This window comes from Stenotrophomonas sp. STK16_22 (assembly GCF_051984505.1).
Classification (GTDB): domain Bacteria; phylum Pseudomonadota; class Gammaproteobacteria; order Xanthomonadales; family Xanthomonadaceae; genus Stenotrophomonas; species Stenotrophomonas maltophilia_A.
On record NZ_CP196972.1, the window covers coordinates 1588515 to 1604617 of the forward strand.

21 protein-coding genes, 4 tRNA genes and 1 riboswitch are annotated in these 16103 nt (G+C 65.4%); of the genes, 15 read left to right on the forward strand and 10 right to left on the reverse strand.

What is annotated here, in order from left to right:
- Window positions 1-14 precede the first annotated feature (14 nt).
- The 3 genes from ACSYAO_RS07255 (at window position 15) to ACSYAO_RS07265 (ending at window position 1798) form a co-directional block, all read left to right on the forward strand.
- A complete protein-coding gene (locus ACSYAO_RS07255) occupies window positions 15-332 on the forward strand; it encodes a helix-turn-helix domain-containing protein (RefSeq protein ID WP_049463689.1) in 318 nt (105 codons plus the stop codon).
- Window positions 325-1608, forward strand: a complete 1284-nt coding sequence (locus ACSYAO_RS07260; RefSeq protein ID WP_197655529.1) for a type II toxin-antitoxin system HipA family toxin — start codon at window positions 325-327, stop codon at window positions 1606-1608. Before ACSYAO_RS07255 ends, ACSYAO_RS07260 begins: the two co-directional genes overlap by 8 nt.
- A gap of 114 nt (window positions 1609-1722) precedes the next feature.
- Window positions 1723-1798, forward strand: a tRNA-Gly gene (locus ACSYAO_RS07265).
- 67 nt (window positions 1799-1865) lie between these two features.
- On the opposite strand, the gene ACSYAO_RS07270 is transcribed toward ACSYAO_RS07265, so the two are convergent.
- Window positions 1866-2213, reverse strand: a complete 348-nt coding sequence (locus ACSYAO_RS07270) for a hypothetical protein (RefSeq protein WP_262220673.1) — start codon at window positions 2211-2213, stop codon at window positions 1866-1868.
- Window positions 2214-2403: 190 nt separating this feature from the next.
- Between ACSYAO_RS07270 and ACSYAO_RS07275 the strand changes: the two genes are divergently transcribed.
- The 4 genes from ACSYAO_RS07275 to ACSYAO_RS07290 are packed head-to-tail and all read left to right on the forward strand — an operon-like array spanning window position 2404 to window position 6653.
- Window positions 2404-3867, forward strand: a complete 1464-nt coding sequence (locus tag ACSYAO_RS07275) for an efflux transporter outer membrane subunit (RefSeq protein ID WP_134950606.1) — start codon at window positions 2404-2406, stop codon at window positions 3865-3867.
- Window positions 3864-5003 carry an ABC transporter permease gene (locus tag ACSYAO_RS07280; RefSeq protein WP_197655528.1) on the forward strand — a complete coding sequence of 380 codons (1140 nt, stop codon included), beginning with the start codon at window positions 3864-3866 and terminating at the stop codon, window positions 5001-5003. The genes ACSYAO_RS07275 and ACSYAO_RS07280 overlap by 4 nt, the downstream gene beginning before the upstream one ends.
- Window positions 5004-5013: 10 nt before the next feature.
- Entirely contained in the window at window positions 5014-5742 is a 729-nt protein-coding gene (locus ACSYAO_RS07285; protein ID WP_032128913.1) for an ABC transporter ATP-binding protein, read from the forward strand.
- The gene (locus ACSYAO_RS07290) at window positions 5739-6653 is read left to right on the forward strand and encodes an HlyD family secretion protein (RefSeq protein ID WP_134950608.1); all 915 of its coding nucleotides are present in this window, start codon (window positions 5739-5741) and stop codon (window positions 6651-6653) included. Before ACSYAO_RS07285 ends, ACSYAO_RS07290 begins: the two co-directional genes overlap by 4 nt.
- Window positions 6654-6663: 10 nt before the next feature.
- Here ACSYAO_RS07290 and ACSYAO_RS07295 read toward each other — a convergent pair whose 3' ends face one another.
- The 3 genes from ACSYAO_RS07295 to ACSYAO_RS07305 form a co-directional block, all read right to left on the reverse strand.
- The gene (locus ACSYAO_RS07295; RefSeq protein ID WP_262220674.1) at window positions 6664-7146 is read right to left on the reverse strand and encodes a hypothetical protein; all 483 of its coding nucleotides are present in this window, start codon (window positions 7144-7146) and stop codon (window positions 6664-6666) included.
- Between the two features lie 64 nt (window positions 7147-7210).
- Window positions 7211-7654, reverse strand: coding sequence for a hypothetical protein (locus ACSYAO_RS07300; RefSeq protein ID WP_049463680.1), 444 nt, complete (start codon window positions 7652-7654; stop codon window positions 7211-7213).
- Window positions 7647-8048, reverse strand: coding sequence for a hypothetical protein (locus ACSYAO_RS07305; protein ID WP_049463679.1), 402 nt, complete (start codon window positions 8046-8048; stop codon window positions 7647-7649). The genes ACSYAO_RS07300 and ACSYAO_RS07305 overlap by 8 nt, the downstream gene beginning before the upstream one ends.
- 130 nt (window positions 8049-8178) lie before the next feature.
- On the opposite strand from ACSYAO_RS07305, the gene ACSYAO_RS07310 reads away from it, so the two are divergent.
- The 3 genes from ACSYAO_RS07310 to ACSYAO_RS07320 all read left to right on the forward strand — a co-directional run bounded on the left by ACSYAO_RS07310 (window position 8179) and on the right by ACSYAO_RS07320 (window position 8612).
- Window positions 8179-8254 (forward strand) — tRNA-Gly (locus tag ACSYAO_RS07310).
- Window positions 8255-8396: 142 nt separating this feature from the next.
- A tRNA-Gly gene (locus ACSYAO_RS07315) sits at window positions 8397-8472 on the forward strand.
- A gap of 66 nt (window positions 8473-8538) precedes the next feature.
- Window positions 8539-8612, forward strand: a tRNA-Cys gene (locus tag ACSYAO_RS07320).
- Window positions 8613-8689: 77 nt separating this feature from the next.
- On the opposite strand, the gene ACSYAO_RS07325 is transcribed toward ACSYAO_RS07320, so the two are convergent.
- Complete coding sequence (locus ACSYAO_RS07325) at window positions 8690-9094, reverse strand: NUDIX hydrolase (RefSeq protein ID WP_032128919.1); 405 nt, start codon at window positions 9092-9094, stop codon at window positions 8690-8692.
- Between the two features lie 107 nt (window positions 9095-9201).
- Between ACSYAO_RS07325 and ACSYAO_RS07330 the strand changes: the two genes are divergently transcribed.
- Window positions 9202-9723 carry a GNAT family N-acetyltransferase gene (locus ACSYAO_RS07330; RefSeq protein WP_049461948.1) on the forward strand — a complete coding sequence of 174 codons (522 nt, stop codon included), beginning with the start codon at window positions 9202-9204 and terminating at the stop codon, window positions 9721-9723.
- A 10-nt stretch (window positions 9724-9733) separates the two neighbouring features.
- On the opposite strand, the gene ACSYAO_RS07335 is transcribed toward ACSYAO_RS07330, so the two are convergent.
- The gene (locus tag ACSYAO_RS07335) at window positions 9734-10378 is read right to left on the reverse strand and encodes a flavin reductase (protein WP_197655527.1); all 645 of its coding nucleotides are present in this window, start codon (window positions 10376-10378) and stop codon (window positions 9734-9736) included.
- A 105-nt stretch (window positions 10379-10483) separates the two neighbouring features.
- Here ACSYAO_RS07335 and ACSYAO_RS07340 point away from each other — a divergent pair, with 105 nt between their 5' ends.
- Together ACSYAO_RS07340 and ACSYAO_RS07345 are read left to right on the forward strand one after the other, a co-directional pair.
- Entirely contained in the window at window positions 10484-11188 is a 705-nt protein-coding gene (locus ACSYAO_RS07340; protein WP_049399948.1) for an ArsR/SmtB family transcription factor, read from the forward strand.
- Between the two features lie 122 nt (window positions 11189-11310).
- Window positions 11311-11580: a hypothetical protein gene (locus ACSYAO_RS07345; RefSeq protein ID WP_032128923.1), complete on the forward strand. Its 270-nt coding sequence runs from the start codon at window positions 11311-11313 to the stop codon at window positions 11578-11580.
- Window positions 11581-11597: 17 nt separating this feature from the next.
- Here the strand turns inward: ACSYAO_RS07345 and ACSYAO_RS07350 are convergent, their stop codons facing one another.
- From ACSYAO_RS07350 to ACSYAO_RS07360, 3 genes are all read right to left on the reverse strand, one after another.
- A complete protein-coding gene (locus tag ACSYAO_RS07350) occupies window positions 11598-12362 on the reverse strand; it encodes a thioesterase family protein (protein WP_134950610.1) in 765 nt (254 codons plus the stop codon).
- Between the two features lie 118 nt (window positions 12363-12480).
- Complete coding sequence (locus ACSYAO_RS07355) at window positions 12481-12681, reverse strand: hypothetical protein (RefSeq protein WP_197655526.1); 201 nt, start codon at window positions 12679-12681, stop codon at window positions 12481-12483.
- A gap of 88 nt (window positions 12682-12769) precedes the next feature.
- Window positions 12770-13846, reverse strand: coding sequence for an alpha/beta hydrolase family protein (locus ACSYAO_RS07360; RefSeq protein ID WP_197655525.1), 1077 nt, complete (start codon window positions 13844-13846; stop codon window positions 12770-12772).
- Window positions 13847-14107: 261 nt separating this feature from the next.
- Between ACSYAO_RS07360 and ACSYAO_RS07365 the strand changes: the two genes are divergently transcribed.
- A complete protein-coding gene (locus tag ACSYAO_RS07365) occupies window positions 14108-14620 on the forward strand; it encodes an AAA family ATPase (RefSeq protein ID WP_107432313.1) in 513 nt (170 codons plus the stop codon).
- 96 nt (window positions 14621-14716) lie between these two features.
- Window positions 14717-15550 carry an AraC family transcriptional regulator gene (locus ACSYAO_RS07370; protein WP_134950611.1) on the forward strand — a complete coding sequence of 278 codons (834 nt, stop codon included), beginning with the start codon at window positions 14717-14719 and terminating at the stop codon, window positions 15548-15550.
- Window positions 15551-15553: 3 nt separating this feature from the next.
- Here the strand turns inward: ACSYAO_RS07370 and crcB are convergent, their stop codons facing one another.
- Window positions 15554-15946 (reverse strand): fluoride efflux transporter CrcB, encoded by a 393-nt coding sequence (gene crcB / locus ACSYAO_RS07375; RefSeq protein WP_032128929.1) that lies wholly within the window; start codon window positions 15944-15946, stop codon window positions 15554-15556.
- 82 nt (window positions 15947-16028) lie between these two features.
- Window positions 16029-16092: riboswitch (Fluoride riboswitch) on the reverse strand.
- Between the last annotated feature and the right edge of the window lie 11 nt (window positions 16093-16103).

Genomic DNA, 16103 nt, shown 5'->3' on the forward strand with positions numbered 1-16103 from the left:
GGGTGGTGAGCGCTATGTTGGATTTGGGCTTCAGCAAGCCCGGCGAGGTCGTCAAGCGACTCTGCGAGCGCTTGCGCATAGAGCGCATGGCGTTGGGCATGACACAGTCGGATCTGGCCGGGCGTGCCGGCATCGGGACCAACACCGTGTCCAACCTGGAGGCCGGGCGCAATGTTGGCTTCGAGGCGGTGGTCCGCGTGGCGATGGTCCTTGGTCGGATCAACGAGCTCGAAGGCCTGTTCCAGCCAAAGCTGGACAGCATCGAAGACATTCGGCGCTACGAAGAGGCCGCGAATCGCCTCCGGACGAAGAGGAAGCCCCGCAATGCCTGAGCAAGTGAATGTCTTCTACGAGGGGTGGGGAGAGCGATGGCTCTGGGGAACGCTGGTCTCCACCACCGCCCTGACCGGTCGCCCGCTGATCGCGTTCGAGTACAGCAACGAGGCCAGGCAAAGGGGGCTGGAGCTGTCTTCGTACAAGCTGCCGCTGGCCGGCCCTCCGTTGCGGCGGGATTTTCCGGACCATCAACTGCAACTGCCCGGGCCCGTGTATGACGCCTTGCCAGACGGCTGGGGCATGCTGCTGATGGACCGCATGTTCAGGCGCCGAAGGATCAGCACAGCACGCATCGGCCTGCTCCAGCGTTTGGCCTGCATCGGTGGCAACGCGATGGGGGCCATGACGTTTGAACCTGTGGCACCCGAGGGCGAGGCGCCGCAGGTCCACGTCCCGCTGGAGCAGCTTGCCGCTGAAGTGCAGGAGGTGCTCCGGGGAGAAGGTGGCGAATTTCTGCAGACCTTGCTGCTGGTGGGCGGCTCACCCCAAGGTGCAAGGCCCAAGGCACTTGTCTATCGCGATCCGCAGTTCGGTGGGTTCACCACGGCTACCGCGCCAGAGTTCGAAGCCTGGCTGGTCAAGTTCCCGGCCAGAGAAGAGCATGCCGAGGTGTGCGCCATTGAAATGGTCTACGCCGAGTGCTTGCGCAGGTGCGGCATCGAGACCCCGGACACGCAGTACTTCAGCCTGCCCAATGGGCTGGCCGCGTTCGCCAGCAAGCGCTTTGATCGCCACGATGGGTTGCGTGTACCCATGCAGAGTCTTGCCGCATTCACGGGCGCCAACTACCAGACGGCGGGGTCCTTGGACTATGTCAACTTCCTGCGCGCGACCCAGCTGTGTACCAATGACGTGCGGCAAATGGTCGTGGCCTTCGAGCGTGCGGTCTTCAACGTCGCCTTCAACAACCGGGACGACCATCCGAAGAATTTTGCCTACATCATGTCGCCGGATGGGCAATGGCGCTTGGCCCCGGCCTACGACGTGACCTTCTGCGAAGGACCCAACGGATATCACCAGATGGACGTCATGGGGGAGGCACTGGCGATTTCCCGTGCTGACATGCTTCGGCTTGCCGAGGAAGCAGAAGTGCAGCAGGGTGACGCCAGTCTGGCGATTGACAGCATCTGCGAGGTGGCCAGCCAATTCACCGAAATCGCCAACGGCATGTATTCAAGCGTTATTGCTCAAGACACCCTGAGCATGATCCAAGGGCGTATCAACGAGAACGTGGCTCTGCTGCGGCAAGTCCGGCCTGGCCTGCGGACCTGAGGCCCGGGCGCAGGGGCCTGAACGCCGCCCCACAATGCACGCGAAAATTCCTGTTGACGCCGTGCAGCAATATCGACACAATAGCGCTCCTTCGACGCAGGTCGAACGGAATCTGCGGGAATAGCTCAGTTGGTAGAGCGCAACCTTGCCAAGGTTGAGGTCGCGAGTTCGAGTCTCGTTTCCCGCTCCAGATGCAAGAAGAACGCTCCCGCAAGGGGGCGTTTTTCGTTTGTCACACCGGTTGCACCACCGCCGCGCTAGCGTGCCTTGCCGGGCAGGGCGCTGCACCAGATCCGGGCATCCTGCCGGTGGAAACCGGGGCAGCGGTTGTCCTGCGGGATGTAGACGTAGGGAGCGTCATCTTCGTAGGTGAAGTGGTAGTAGTAGGTCCGGTCCTTCCCGTACAACCAGTAGTTCGACGAGCCCTGGTTGATGGCATACGGCTCGAACGTGAAGATCGAGGATTCGGCGGGAATGAAGTTGCTGCGCTCCATCAGTAGCAGCGTGGCGTTCGAGACCAGTGGGGTGGTCAGGACGAGCACGATCACACCGACAGTCTCTGTCGTGATCGAGCCAATCAGCAGCCAGCGGCGGGGGCGTTTCACGGTCGGGCAGCATCGAAGCAAGACAATGCCGCAATGTGCAATACGCTGTGAAAGTCGTCCAGTGTTCCGTGCCGGGAACGCATTGAAAGCGTAGTGAAAGACTGGGTCGGCGTTGCCTGAACCGCACGCGTGCTGTGACCTTTTTCGGACGATTTCTCCATGTTCGCTCCACAATCGCACGGTAGCCTTCATGCTCCTTCTACACGTTGGCGGGCTGGTGGTCAGGCGTATCACTTCAGTGGCAGTGCCCAGGACCGGGCGCGGACTCACCCTGCATGCAGTGCTGCGCCCTGGTGCGTTGTTGGCAACCCTGGCCCTGGCCGGTTGCATGTCGGTGCCTGTTCCGGACCTGCCTGACCGCACGCCCAGCACCTGGACCCAGGTGCCGCAGGGCCAGGGCGTGGCAGTGGATGCCAGACAGTGGTGGAAAGTGCTGTCCGACCCGGCACTGGATGGCCTGGTCGACCAGGCCATCGCCGGCAATCTGGACCTGCAGCAGGCTACGCTGCGCCTGCAGGCCGTTCGGATCGTCGCCGGCACTTCCGACTCGCGTTTCCTGCCGGAGATCTCGGCCAGCGCCAAGCAGGTGCAGGACGCCGCCGCCGTCGATACCTACTTCCATGCCGGCATCGAAGCGATCTGGGACCTGGGCCTGTTCGGTGCCGCCGAGAGCGCGCAGTTGAGCGCGCAGGCTTCGGCCGGCAATGCCGAGGCGCTGCGCAATGCCGCGCAGGTGGCGGTGATTGCCGACGTGGTGCGCAGCTATCTGGACCTGACCGTGGCACAGGCCCAGCAGGACCTGCTGGCCCGGCAGCAGGCCGTGGATGACCGCGGCGAACAACTGGCCCTGGTCCGTCAGCGCCTGCGCCTGGATGAGCCCGGCGAACTGGATCGCCTGCGTGCACGCCAGGCCGCGACCCGCGCCGCCATCGCACAGGCCCGGGAAAACGCTGACAACGCGGCCCGCGCGCTGGCATTGCTGCTGGGCCGCGATGGCCCGGATCCAGCTTGGCGCACCTATCGCGCGCCGCCGAAGCTGGGCACGTTCTCCCTGCAGCAGGTACCGGCCGATCTGCTGCGCCACCGTCCGCAGATTCTGTTGGCCGAATCTGAAGTGATGCAGGCCGCGGCCAGCAAGGGCTCCGCACGTGCCGCGATGTATCCGCGGGTCAGTCTTGGTGGCTCCATCCTGTACGCGTACAACCTCACCCAGAACGCCCGCTCCAACTCCGATTCCAGTCCGTCGATCGGCCCGTACGTCGATATCCCGCTGTGGGATTGGGGCCAGCGTCGTGCGCGCTTCAATGCCGATGAAAAGCAGTTGGATGCCGCGTTGCTCGGTTATCGCAAAGCGGTACTGGAAGGCGTGAGTGAGGTGGAAGGCGCACTCGGCAGCCTTGCACGCCAGGACAGCAGCATCCAGTCGCTGCGTGCGTCCAATGATGCCGCCGGCCAGCAGCTCAAGCGCCAGGCACGGCAGGTGCAGCTGGGTTTGTCCAGCGAGTTCGATGGACTGGACACGCAGCGTGCCGCGCTTGCCTCGCAGGCTGATCTGATCGGTGCGCAGGGCGCACGCGTGCTCGCTTTTGCTTCGCTGTACCGCGCGCTTGGCGGTGCACCGCTGCCGGCTGAGGGTGAGGGCGAACAGCAATGATCGCGCTGGCCCGCAAGACCCTGGCCTATGAGTGGCGCCGGTTCCTGCCGGTAGTGCTGGCGATGTGCTTCGCTGGCGTGCTGCTGATCGTGCAGGCGGCGCTGGTGCTGGGTATCTTCGGTACCGCCGCGATCTACGTGAAGGCATCGTCGGCTGATATCTGGGCCGGTTTCCCCGGCACCCAGAGCGTGAACTACGGCCATGCAATCAGTGCGGATGTGGAAAGCCACCTGCGCATGGACCCGGATGTCACCCGCGTCGAACCCTACGAGTGGGTCGATGGCGAATGGCGCTCCAGCGCGCAGGGTACCGGTAACGTGTCTGTGTATCTGTCCGGCATCTCCACCCAAGGCGACGCGATGATGTTCGCGCGTATCCTGCCCGCCGACCTGCGCGCGCAGCTGCGCGAACCCGGTGCGGTGATCGTCGATAGCGCCGATCTGGATACGCTGGGCGTGGGCCTGCAGAACAACCGTGCGTGGATCAATGGCAAGGCGGTGCGCGTGGTCGCGGCACAACCGGGCCTGCGTGGCCTTGGTGGCGTCAACGTGCTGGCCTCGCTGGATACCGCGCGCGCCATCGCGGGTACCGATCCGCACGAGGGCAGTACCTATTTCGTGGCGGGCCTGCGTTCGCCGGACCTGGCCGACCGTGTGCGCGACCGCCTGGCCACGTCGATGGGGCAGGCCACGCCGGTCGAGTTCTGGACGGCACCGGAGTTCGCCAGCCGCTCGCAGCAATACTGGCTGTTCGATACCGGTGCCGGCATCGCAGTGTTGTTCATGGCGGTCATCGTCTGCTTCGTCGGCGCGGTGATCACCAACCAGTCGTTTGCTTCGGTGGTGGCCGGTTCGGTACGCGAGTACGCCACGCTCAATGCACTTGGTGCCGGTCGCTATGCGCTGGCGCGGGTGGTGTTCGAGCAGGCGCTGCTGATCGGCGGCGTGGGCATGTTGCTGGCGGCGGCGTTCAGCACCGTGGTGTTGTTGATCGCACAGACCCAGCGCGTGCCGGTGCAGCTGACACCGATGGTGATCATCGGTTGCGTGGCGCTGGTCGCGGTGATGGCCATGCTGTCGAGCATCATGGCGGTACGCAGTGTCGTCCGCTCCGATCCATCGTTGCTGCTGCGTTGAGGACCGGCCGATGACTTCCATACGCGCCGTCGCCCCGACCCTGCAGGCCGACGCACTGGAAAAGGGTTTCATGTCCGGCGACGTGCAGGTGCCGGTGCTGCGTGGCCTGTCACTGGACATCTATCCCGGTGAACTGACCCTGGTATCGGGCCCATCCGGTTGCGGCAAGAGCACGCTGCTGTCGTTGCTGTCTGGGTTGTCTGCGCCCGATGGCGGCCGCGTGCACGCGCTCGGGCAGGATGTGGGCCACATGACGCGCAGCGAAGTGGAGCGCTTCCGCCTGCACCATGTCGGCTTCGTGTTCCAGGGCTTCAATCTGTTCCCGGCACTGACCGCACTGGAACAGGTGCAGCTGCCGCTGGGCTATCGCGGCATGAGCAATCGCGAAAGCGAACCGCTGGCCCGCAAGGCATTGGACGAGGTGGGTCTCAGCCACCGCAGCCACATGCGACCGGCGCAGCTGTCCGGTGGTGAGAAGCAGCGCGTGGCCGTTGCGCGCGCCTTCGCCAAGTCGCCGACGCTGATCTTCGCCGACGAACCGACCAGCGCGCTGGATGCCGAGAACGGCCAGCGCGTGATCGACATCCTGCATCGCTACGCACGTGCGCATGGCGCCACCGTGCTGTGCGTGAGCCACGATCCGCGCCTGATCCGGCATGCCGATCGGGTGATCGCCATGGAAGACGGCATGGTCCGTGATGACCGCCGCCAGAACGAAACTGTAGAGTCCGCCCCATGACCAAGACGTTGCACCTGCTTCCATTCAGCCTGGTACTGTCCGCGGCGCTGCTGCTCGGCGCCTGTTCCAAGGACGCGCCTGCCCAAGCACCTGCAGGTAAAGCCGGCACTGCCACCGCCGGCAAGGTCGCGGTGGCGCGCGGCATCATCGACGTCGAGGGGGGCCTGATCGCGCTGGCGCCGCCGGTGGATGGCTCGATCACTGCCGCGCCGGTGAAGGAGGGCGCCACGGTGAAGAAGGGACAGCTGCTGCTGTCGCTGGATGGCGCCCTGTTGCAGCAGGAGGTGGCGATGGCCACTGCCGATCTCGCCTTGGCCAATGACCGTCTGAAGGGCAGCCAGGCGCAGCTGCGCGAACTGGAGCGCAACGCCACCCGTCTGTCCACCGGCGCCAGCGAAGGCGTGTCGTCCAACCAGCAGGCCGATGCGGCCAAGCAGCAGCTGGCAGGTGTGCGCGCCGATGTCGATGTGGCCGGTGCGCAGGTCGACATGGCCCAGCACAAGCTGGAACACGCCAGACTGAAACTGCAGCAGATGTCGCTGAGCGCGCCGGAAGCCGGCACCGTGGTCGGCCAGGTGCCGGGCCTCGGTGCATTCGTGCAGGCTGGCAAGCCGGCGATCTCGCTGCTGCCGGCCCGCCCGCTGCAGGTGCGTGCAGAACTGAGCGCCGCCTATGCCGATGCCGTACAGGTGGGCATGAAGGCCACCGTCGTGCCGGACAGCGATGGCGCCGAGAACACCGGCTCACTGCCACCCGCGCGCGTGGTGCGCATCAGTCCGGTGTTCGCGCAGGCGCGCCTGCCTGAAGATGCCGGGCGCGGCGTGGCCAAGGTGGTGGAGTGTGTGCTGGAGTTCGACGGCGCGGCCAAGGCGCGCTTCGGCCAGCATGTGCGGGTGGAGTTCCGGAAGTAGGGCGCGGGCCTCAGTTCCCGAGCCAACGTCGCAGGCTAGGCCAAAGCGAGGCCGGCACAACCACGAGCAGTGCAAGCAGCAGGAGGGCGCTCATGCCGAGCAGCCAGTTCGAGTGGACGTCGCGCACGGGGGATTGATGCATGGCAGCCAAGCCCCATAGGACGTTCCACCCCAGCCATGGAATGAGGCTGATCAGGATCCGCAGCCACAGGCGGCGGAACCGCCATGGCTGCACAGCCAGGCCCAGCGCTGTCATTTCCACGAGGACGATCAGCGCGAACGTGATCACCGAGCCGATGGGATAGGGCAGTGTCCCGGACTCGGTGTGACGCAGTTGCCAGTAGTCTGGCTTGAAGCCGGCATGGATGAGTGCGGCAACCAGCAGCAGCCAGATGAGTGATGCCAGCAGCCAGAAGGAAGGGGGAGCACGGAATGCGATGGGCAGGGGCACGATGCAGGCGTTCGTCGCTGGCGGATCCTCAACTTCCTGCATCGGCCTGCCGCAATCCATGCAAGAGATCCGAAAATGAAGCGGTGAAGCCCTCGGATCCAGCGCCTTAAGGAACCGCAGTCGGGGTCTTCTTCCTGCCGGAAATGCGTCCCAGGACGCTGACCAGCGACACCACGCACAGCGCCAGCAGCAGTCCCACGTCCAGCAGCAGCAACCACAGCAGATGCATGCCGTGCACCGGCGGCTGATGCATGGCCGACAGCATCCACGGTACCGACCACGCCAACAGCAGAACGAAGGCAATCAACAGGCGCAGCCACAGCCGCTTCAATTTCCACGGTCGCACGATCAAGGCGGCCACGACCAGTTCAACCGTGCCCAGCAACGCGAACACGATGACAGTGCTGGTCGGGTAGGGCAGCTCGGCGCCTTCCAGGCGGTGCAGCAACCAGTAGTCCGGGGTGAAGCCGGCATTGACCAGCGCGACGATCAGCGCCAGCCAGGTCAGCGCGACCAGCAACCAGAACAGGCGGATGTAACGTCTAGGCATCGGCGGTGTCCATGGTAGCGGGCAGGCGGCTGCGTGATGCATAGCACACCGATGTGGCGATCGCGGCCAGCGCCAGCAGGCCAGGCCCGACAGTGAAGTACAGCAGGCGCAGCGGGTGGTTGTGCATCAGCGTCCAGGTCGCGAACGTCAGCGGAACCGCCAGCACCAACAGTTTGGCGAACAGCGGCCGCAGCACCGCAATCAGTGGCTGGGCGCCGAGGAACATATGGAACAGATAGAACTGGGCGATGCCAAGGCCGATGTCGCGATGCGAGGTGAAGCCGAAATTGTCGCGATACCAGTTCATTCCCAGCGGAATCAGTGCCCAGTACAGCAGCGCTACTACCAGATGCAGCAGCAGGGCGATCAACAGGGGCTTGCCGCGAAGGAACATGGGCGCACAGGGCTGGGCGGGGCAGCGTACCCCAGTGCGGACGCCCATGACCGCATCGTGTGAAGACTGTTGACGGCGTGAAGGAATTTGGACACAATAGCGCTCCTTCGACGCAGGTCGAACGGAATCTGCGGGAATAGCTCAGTTGGTAGAGCGCAACCTTGCCAAGGTTGAGGTCGCGAGTTCGAGTCTCGTTTCCCGCTCCAGATTCTACAGGGCCCCGGTAGGGGCCTTGTTTTTCTCCCGCCACGGCAAGGCGGGGCACGTTGGGCCACAAGGCTTTACGCGCAGTCAGAAAAGTGAAATCGCTGGTGTGTGTTCCGGATTTCCGGTACCATGGCGGCTTATGCGGGAATAGCTCAGTTGGTAGAGCGCAACCTTGCCAAGGTTGAGGTCGCGAGTTCGAGTCTCGTTTCCCGCTCCATGTTCCGACAGGCCCCATCATGGGGTTTTGTCTTGTCAGGGCTCCGTTCCTGGCGCGCAGTACGTTGGCCTCATGGCAGAGTGGCTATGCACCGGATTGCAAATCCGTTTACAGCGGTTCGATTCCGCTTGAGGCCTCCAATTGAAAAGCCCTGACTCCGGTCAGGGCTTTTTTGTTTGCCTGGATGCCAGCTAACCTGCGTCCGGATCGATATCCGCTACAGCCTGGCCAGCGCCTGCACCGTGGCCTGGGTCAGTGGCTGGGGCAGCGCATCCAGCGCGAACCAGCCCAGGCCGGTCTGCACACCCGGCTCCTGGATGGAGGCCTCGGCACCGGCAGGTGCCCGAGCCTCGAAGATCGGCGCAACCCAGTGCTGCGCAAGTGTCGGCTCGAAATGATCGGCCACGCACAGCAGGCGCAGCAGCGTCACTTCCAACGCCGTCTCCTCGCGAGTTTCGCGGACCACGGCAGCCTCCACCGTTTCCATCCAGTCGACTTTGCCGCCGGGCAGGCCCCAGTGCCCGCGCTCCGGATCGCGTCCGCGCTGGATCAGCAGGATGCGGCCGTCGGCATCACGGACGACGGCGCCGCATCCAACGCGGGGAATCTGAAGTTCAGTCATGGCAGAGAATGAAGAAGGAGCCGTCTTCATTCTTGCATGCACACCGTATCAGGCGAACCCGCGCTAGGCTGGGCACCTGTGCATCAGCATCCTCACAGGTGTGTCGCATGCTTCTCCGGCAACTCAGCGCTGACGACGCCGATATTCTCTGGCAAGCACGGTTGCAGGCCCTTCGCGAGTCGCCCGCGGCGTTCCTGTCCACGCTGGCCGAGGCGCAGGATGACTCGGCGGACGTGATGCGCGCCCAGCTTGCCGATCCCGGCACGCGCTACTTCGGCACGTTCGTTGACGGCATGCTGGTGGGCTTCCTGCGTTACGTACGCCCGGTGCGGATGGCGCGACGGCATACGGCGGAAGTGCACAGTGTCCATGTGGGTGCTGGCCATCGAGGCCAGGGTGTCGCCCGTCAGCTTCTTCTTGCCGCGTTCGCGGCTGCGCGCGCGGAAGGCATCGAATCGCTAACTCTCACGGTACTGGCGGACAACGCCGCCGCGCGCGCGCTGTATGAATCGCTGGGTTTCACCGAATCCGGCGTCGAGCCGCGCGCGGTGAAGCGCGACGGCCGCTATGTGAACATGGTGTCGTACTGGATTTCAGTGACCAGTCACCGACCATCGCCGGCACCTTGAATCACCCGCTCTACGCCGGATCGTGGACCGGCGTCTGCGCGCGGAAGTTGCGCCCGACTGGTTCACCCACGCTCAGGTAGTGGCGGAACAGATAGATCAACGGTTTCCAGTGGGCGACATCGATGTGCTGGGTGCCAGCCACGGTGATCGCTTCGTGCGCATGCACGCAACGGATCCGTCCTTCGACGATCACGAAGCCCTGACCGTCATCCTCGCCGGGCGGGTGCATCGCCATCACGCTGACTTCCACCTGCAGCGGGCACTCGGCAATCGCCTCTGGTGCGACGTGCGTCGAGGCGACCGCACTGAAGCCCCCCAGCGCGAACTTGTCGCGGACGTGCACGTAGCCCATCGCCTGTTTGGCAGTGGGTACCGGGTGGCAGCCTGTCGCGCGCGCGATGGCCTCGACCTGTGCGGCCTGCGCGGAGGATGGGAAGTTCAGTACGCACTCGTTGCGCAGCTGCAGGTTGCGATAGCCCTGACCCTGCACGCCGAGGCCCAGCACTACCCGGTTGCCCAGGGCCCAGAACGAAGACAACGGACTGATGTTGCTGCTGCTGCCGTCGTCGTTCAGCGTGGTCATCAGCAACACAGGCGTGCCCGGGTACAGGACCGAAGGGGTGATGCAGCGGCGGGGAATCGGAGCGGAATTCATGGCAGGCCTTGCACTATCGGGGGGACCACTGTGCCGTGGCAGCGGGTGCCGACGCTTCGGCCTGCATCGAACTGTCGGCCTGCAACGGCGTGCCACAATGCGGGCATGGTCCACACCTCCGGTTCCCTTGTCAGCGTCGGTGCCCTGGTTGGTGACCAGGCGCGCGCATCCATGCTGCTGCAGTTGATGGATGGGCGTGCGTATACCGCGACGGAGCTGGCACGCGTGGCTGGGGTAACACCGCAGACGGCGAGCACGCATCTGCGCAGGCTGGTCGAGGGCGACCTGCTGGTCGCTGTCGCGCAGGGGCGCCATCGCTATCACCGGCTGGCCTCGCACGAAGTCGCCGACATGCTGGAGGGCATCCTGCGCGTTGCGGACCGCACGCCGTCCTGCACCGCTGAGGCATCACGCAGCATGCCGGCGTTGCGCCAGGCGCGTTCCTGCTACCGGCATCTGGCCGGTGTGCATGCGGTGGCGATCACCGACCGCTTGTTGCAGGCAGGGCACCTGGTCCCGCACCAGGCGCATTGGCAGGTGAGTGTGGAGGGCGCAGCGTTCCTGCAGGAGCTCGGCCAGCCGCTGGCAGAGCTGCTGCGGCTTCCCGTGACGGTCAAGCCTGCGCGCTACTGCCGAGGATGCCTGGACTGCACCGAGCGGCGCCCGCATCTGGCCGGGCTGGTCGGCGAGGCGATGCTGGACAGCTTCGTGAAGAACGATTGGCTTCGGCGGGTTGAGGGTCGACGCGAACTGCGCCTGACGCAGCCGGGGCGCGAAGCGCTGTGGACGCGGTTCGGCCTGGCGACATAGGGCCCCTCCCGTCTCATTCGCCCACGACATGGCAAGGCGCTATGGTCGAGTTCCAAGTCTTAGGGAGCTGCAATGGCGAGCAAGGACATGAACGATCGCGGCACGCTGGCGGTATGCCGGCAATGAGCAAATCTTCTGTGGAAGTACGTTGGCTGACGTTCCGGCTGATGAACGGCCAGTCGATCGGACCGGATCGGCTGAAGGATGGATGGGTGATTGCTTCGGAGACTCGCCACTGTGGCGTGCGGCGTGAAGCCATCGAAGGCGCGGGCGTGGTCTACGCGCTGTATGCACCGGCCAACCTGGCCTCACCGCGGCGCGCGGAGATGCGCATGCGCGAATTCCTGATGAGCTCCGGCTACACCTTCACCATGGGTACGCTGGGCGGCTGACGCCGCCCTTTTGGGGATTACGGGCGTACGGTCAGTGCCTGGCCGAGCATGCCGATCGGACCGCGCGCATCGTGCAGCACGGTGCTGGTCAAGCCGAGACCCTGGTGGCCAAACGACACCGACGTGTCGAAGCCCAGCCACTCGCCTTCGGGCATGCCGAACAGGTGCGCGGTCAGATCGAGGTTGGGGAAGGCGACCTCCTTCGGATCGGCGCGCACGGCCATGCCATTGGACAGATCGAACAGGGTGGCGGCACGGGCCAGCGGACTGACCGGCTCGCCGTCCAGCAGCCCGTGCTTCGCGCGCGCCCAGTAGGTGGCACGGCCGGTCCCCTGATCATGTCGGCGGATCTCCACGCTCTTGATGAAACCACCTGGCCAGACCGTACCTGGGTCCCACGCGGGCATTGATTCCGGCGGAGCAATGCCGGTGATCGGCGTGCCGGCGATGGCCTGCGTATCGTTCGGGCGCATCAGCCATGCACGCACGCGCAGCGCCGGGCGATCGTCATGGCGCAGCGTGGCTTCGACCAGTTCGATGGTGCGACCACCGCGCAGCACCTGTACGTGGGCCTCCATCGCTTCGATCGGAATGGTGCCGAGGATGTCGTAGGACAGGCGCGCGATCAGAAAACCGTGCCCACGCGCTGCGGCGTCACGTTCCAGGTGGTGCGCCAGCAGCCCGATCGCAGGTGCGATGTGTTGTTCGCGGATGTTCCAGGCGCCGCCCGTGTGTTCGGTCGGCAGGTAGCGGGTGTCGCTCAGTCGTTCGAAGAAGGCCATCGTATGCGTTGTGTCAGCAAGGAGGGGAGGCGGCAGATGCTGCGCGGGTCCCTGCATCGTAAGCGTTTGGCAGCGTGGCCGGCTGAGCCGGCTCCCGCAGGAGCCGGCCGGATGCCGGTCAGGAGGACTGGCAATCCATTTCGCGGCACATCTTGTACTGGGCCAGGCATTCTGCGGGTGTCTTGGCCAGTGGGCCTGAGGTTGCGCGCAGACAATATTCGTACTGCTGGCTGCAGAATTCACAGGGGCCCGCGGCGAAGGCCAGCCCGGTCACGACCATGCCAAGGAACATCACGGTCTTCAAGGTCGTCTTGATCATCACGTCAGTCCTTTGTGTGCCCGTCAATGGGCCCGGCCACCATAGCAGTCCTTATGGTGCGCCCCTGATGCGCTGCGACACGTTGAGCTCAACGCTGGATTGCCTTCAAGGCGTCGACAACCTGTGCTTCAGAGAAGCCACAATGCCCTTCGCCCACCGGCGGGAGCACGCGCGGGTGTGGTCGCGCGCCGCCCTGTGCGGCCATCTGCGGATACATCGCCTGCATGTGCGGCACGATGGTGGGATCGTTGTTGTTGAACTGGACCACCAGCGGTCGCTTCAACGCGCCGCTCAGTGCCAGCTTCGCGCGGACATCGGCCTGTGCCGCAGGCACGGGAGCGATGCGCTGCACGCCGGCATTGAACGCTGCGTCGTCACCGAATCCGCTGTACACCACACCAAGGTTGCCGGCCGGCATGCCGCCGCTGCGCGTGGCCAGTTCATGCAGGACCAGCGTGTGCAGGCTGATTGTCCCGGCCAGTGCATCCGGAGCGACCTGCAGTCGCTTGGCGAGCACGTCGGCATGCTGGGGATTCCGTTGCAGCGCGTCGGCGATGCCCTGATAGAGCACTCCCTGCGGCAGCACGGCCGCTTCATCCGAAGCCAGTCCGGTGGCCGGCAGGCCTGCAGCGTTGGGGAAAAAGTAATCGAAGGCGACCAGCGTGGTCAGCAGATCTGCGGCGATCTGTTCGCCACTGAGATTGGCACCGCACAGCGAGACGCCGCCGGTGTAGTGCTGCGGGAAGCGCTCGAGGCTGGCGAGTGTCACCGCGCCGCCCATCGAGAATCCGAGCAGCCAGGTGTGGCGCACGCGCTTGAGTTCGCCCAGCGCGTGCTGGCGCAGGCGCTCCATGTCGGTGATCGCATCGGCCACTGCCCAGCCCTGGCTGGCGTAGGCACTCTGCGCGACGGCGTAGCCTGCGGACAGCAGCGTTGCGGTGCTGTCATTGGCGGTCATCGGCGTAGTGCGTGGCACGCCCACCGGCTCGTAGCCGTGCGCCAGCATCACCAGGTCGCCGTTCCAGTCAGCCGGCACGTCCAGGCGCCAGGGTGCGCCCTGCAGCTCACCGCTGAGCATGCGTGGTGCCGTGGGGGGCGCAGCCAGCAGCGATGCCGCAGGCAGCAGAAGGCCGAGGGCGAGGGCGCATCGAAGCAAGGGTCGCATCGTGGTCATTCCATGCGGGAATCGCGCCGAGCATAGATCCCCGCAAAACCTTGCGCGCGCTGCACTGCCGCAGGGGATTGCCCGCCGGCCAGGCTGCGCTCTACGCTGGCGGCATGGTCCTGCACAGCATCGCGTCGATTATCCGCATTCCCCACGGGAAGGCGGGATAGCGCGCGGTCGCCACGGCCATGCAACCCGCCCGGGAAGGCGGGTTGCATGCGGCGCTCTCCCGGGTACTGGAATCCATCAAGGAGAACGCAGATGCATCATCTTTCATCGACCGACAATGCGCCGACCCTGCACCTGGTGTGCGGCAAGATCGGTGCCGGCAAATCCACCCTGTCGCAGCAGCTGGCGGCGCAGCCACGTCATGTGCTGATCAGCGAGGACGCCTGGCTGGCCGCGCTGTATCCCGACCAGATCCACTCCGTTGCCGATTACCTGCAGCGCGCGGCCGCGCTGCGCGGAGCGCTGACGCAGCATGTATGCGCGATCCTGCAGGCCGGCGTTTCGGTCGTGCTCGACGTTCCGTTCAATACGCGGGCCGCCCGTGCATGGGGCCGCGAACTGTTCGAGTCGGCCGGTGTTGCCCACCAGCTGCATTTTCTCGATGTTGCCGACGCCATCTGCAAGGCGCGGCTGCATGCCCGCAACGCGCGCGGCGAGCACCCGTTCCAGCCCAGCGACGAAGCCTTCGAGCAGATCACCCGTCACTTCGTGGCACCTGCACAGGAAGAGGGCTTCGTGGTGATCCGTCATTCACAGGAGGCTTGAGGGCGCGGAGAGGGCGGCGTTCAGTCGACCATCTCGGTGGCGATTCCGATACGATCTGTCGCATTGAGCTCGCCTCGCTTGACCCGGAGTCCCGTCATGGTCGACCGTCTCGCCATACTGCTTGAACGTTTTGCGGTGACCGCCTCGATATTCCATGCCGGTGCGCTGTGCGGCATCAACACGCTGGAGGGAGAAGACGAGGCGGGTCAGCTGCACCTGGTGCGGCGCGGGCCGGTGCAGGTCAGCCACGGGCAGCAGACCGTGCAGGTCGAAGTGCCGAGCCTTCTGCTGTATCCGCGGCCGATGCCGCATCGCTTCAGCACCGACCCGCAGCAGGGCGCCGACATGGCCTGCGCCAACCTGCATTTCGAGGGCGGTCGGCTCAATCCGATCAGCGCCGCGCTGCCTGATTTCATCTGCCTGCCGCTGGCCGATCTGTATGGCGGCAACGCGGCGCTGGAACTGCTGTTCGAAGAAGCGTTCGAGCAGCGTTGCGGGCGGGCGGCGATGGTCAACCGGCTGTTCGAGGTGGTGATGATCCAGGTGCTGCGTCAGCTGATGGAAGGCGGCGAGATGCGTGGCGGCCTGTTCGCCGGGCTGGGTCATCCGCGGCTGCGGTTGGCGCTGGTGGCGATGCATGAAGCGCCGGCGCAGGCGTGGACGCTGGAAGACCTGGCCGAAGTGGCCGGCATGTCACGCAGCGTGTTCGCCGCCAGCTTCCGCGAGGCGATGGGCACCACGCCGGGCCAGTACCTGCAGGGCTGGCGGGTGGGGCTGGCGCAGCAGGCACTGCGCCAAGGCAGACCGCTGAAGCGGATTGCCGACGATGTGGGGTACGGCAGCGAAGCGGCGCTGTCGCGCGCGTTCAAGGCGCACACCGGGCAGTCGCCGCGGGAATGGCGGGGACAGGCCCGTGCCAGTGCGGCCTGAGCGTCAGCCGAGCACCAGCCGGGCCAGCTTCATCCCACCGAACAGGCCGGCCAGGCCCAGTGCCACCGAGCCGCCGGCATACAGTGCCGCCAGCCCATGCTGGCCACGCTGCAGCAGCAGGCCGATCTCCAGCGCATAGGTGGAAAACGTGGTGTAGCCGCCGAGGATGCCGGTGGCCAGCAGCAGGCGCAGCTGCGGCGAGGCGCCATTGCGCATCGCGAAGACCTCGACCACCACGCCCATCAGCAGGGCGCCGCTGACGTTGATCAGGAAGGTCGACCAGGGCCAGGGACTGCCGACGGCCACCCGCGCGCCGATCAGGTTGCAGGCATGGCGCAGGCAGGCACCGATGCCGCCTCCGACGAAGACCAGGAAGTAATTGTTCAGTGTTTGCATGGCGTGCCTCGAATGCGGGTTCGCAGGGTCAATGGCGAACGCCGAGGGCAGGCACGACCTGCCGTCGACGAACACCGGGTTCGTCCTGGCAGGAGCCATCAGCCTTCTCAGGCGGTTATCGGGGGAGCCCCATCCCCATCGCGGTCCATGCTACCAG

What these genes read in the sequence shown, in the direction of transcription:
- ACSYAO_RS07255 (WP_049463689.1), top strand. Translation starts at nt 15, where the DNA reads ATGTTGGATTTGGGCTTCAGCAAGCCCGGCGAGGTCGTCAAGCGACTC.
- ACSYAO_RS07300 (WP_049463680.1), bottom strand. Translation starts at nt 7,654, where the DNA reads ATGCCTAGACGTTACATCCGCCTGTTCTGGTTGCTGGTCGCGCTGACC.
- ACSYAO_RS07355 (WP_197655526.1), bottom strand. Translation starts at nt 12,681, where the DNA reads ATGATCAAGACGACCTTGAAGACCGTGATGTTCCTTGGCATGGTCGTG.
- ACSYAO_RS07295 (WP_262220674.1), bottom strand. Translation starts at nt 7,146, where the DNA reads ATGCAGGAAGTTGAGGATCCGCCAGCGACGAACGCCTGCATCGTGCCC.
- ACSYAO_RS07285 (WP_032128913.1), top strand. Translation starts at nt 5,014, where the DNA reads ATGACTTCCATACGCGCCGTCGCCCCGACCCTGCAGGCCGACGCACTG.
- ACSYAO_RS07290 (WP_134950608.1), top strand. Translation starts at nt 5,739, where the DNA reads ATGACCAAGACGTTGCACCTGCTTCCATTCAGCCTGGTACTGTCCGCG.
- ACSYAO_RS07370 (WP_134950611.1), top strand. Translation starts at nt 14,717, where the DNA reads ATGGTCGACCGTCTCGCCATACTGCTTGAACGTTTTGCGGTGACCGCC.
- ACSYAO_RS07280 (WP_197655528.1), top strand. Translation starts at nt 3,864, where the DNA reads ATGATCGCGCTGGCCCGCAAGACCCTGGCCTATGAGTGGCGCCGGTTC.
- ACSYAO_RS07365 (WP_107432313.1), top strand. Translation starts at nt 14,108, where the DNA reads ATGCATCATCTTTCATCGACCGACAATGCGCCGACCCTGCACCTGGTG.
- ACSYAO_RS07275 (WP_134950606.1), top strand. Translation starts at nt 2,404, where the DNA reads ATGCTCCTTCTACACGTTGGCGGGCTGGTGGTCAGGCGTATCACTTCA.
- ACSYAO_RS07360 (WP_197655525.1), bottom strand. Translation starts at nt 13,846, where the DNA reads ATGCGACCCTTGCTTCGATGCGCCCTCGCCCTCGGCCTTCTGCTGCCT.
- ACSYAO_RS07325 (WP_032128919.1), bottom strand. Translation starts at nt 9,094, where the DNA reads ATGACTGAACTTCAGATTCCCCGCGTTGGATGCGGCGCCGTCGTCCGT.
- ACSYAO_RS07345 (WP_032128923.1), top strand. Translation starts at nt 11,311, where the DNA reads ATGAGCAAATCTTCTGTGGAAGTACGTTGGCTGACGTTCCGGCTGATG.
- ACSYAO_RS07305 (WP_049463679.1), bottom strand. Translation starts at nt 8,048, where the DNA reads ATGTTCCTTCGCGGCAAGCCCCTGTTGATCGCCCTGCTGCTGCATCTG.
- crcB (WP_032128929.1), bottom strand. Translation starts at nt 15,946, where the DNA reads ATGCAAACACTGAACAATTACTTCCTGGTCTTCGTCGGAGGCGGCATC.
- ACSYAO_RS07335 (WP_197655527.1), bottom strand. Translation starts at nt 10,378, where the DNA reads ATGAATTCCGCTCCGATTCCCCGCCGCTGCATCACCCCTTCGGTCCTG.
- ACSYAO_RS07350 (WP_134950610.1), bottom strand. Translation starts at nt 12,362, where the DNA reads ATGGCCTTCTTCGAACGACTGAGCGACACCCGCTACCTGCCGACCGAA.
- ACSYAO_RS07260 (WP_197655529.1), top strand. Translation starts at nt 325, where the DNA reads ATGCCTGAGCAAGTGAATGTCTTCTACGAGGGGTGGGGAGAGCGATGG.
- ACSYAO_RS07340 (WP_049399948.1), top strand. Translation starts at nt 10,484, where the DNA reads ATGGTCCACACCTCCGGTTCCCTTGTCAGCGTCGGTGCCCTGGTTGGT.
- ACSYAO_RS07330 (WP_049461948.1), top strand. Translation starts at nt 9,202, where the DNA reads ATGCTTCTCCGGCAACTCAGCGCTGACGACGCCGATATTCTCTGGCAA.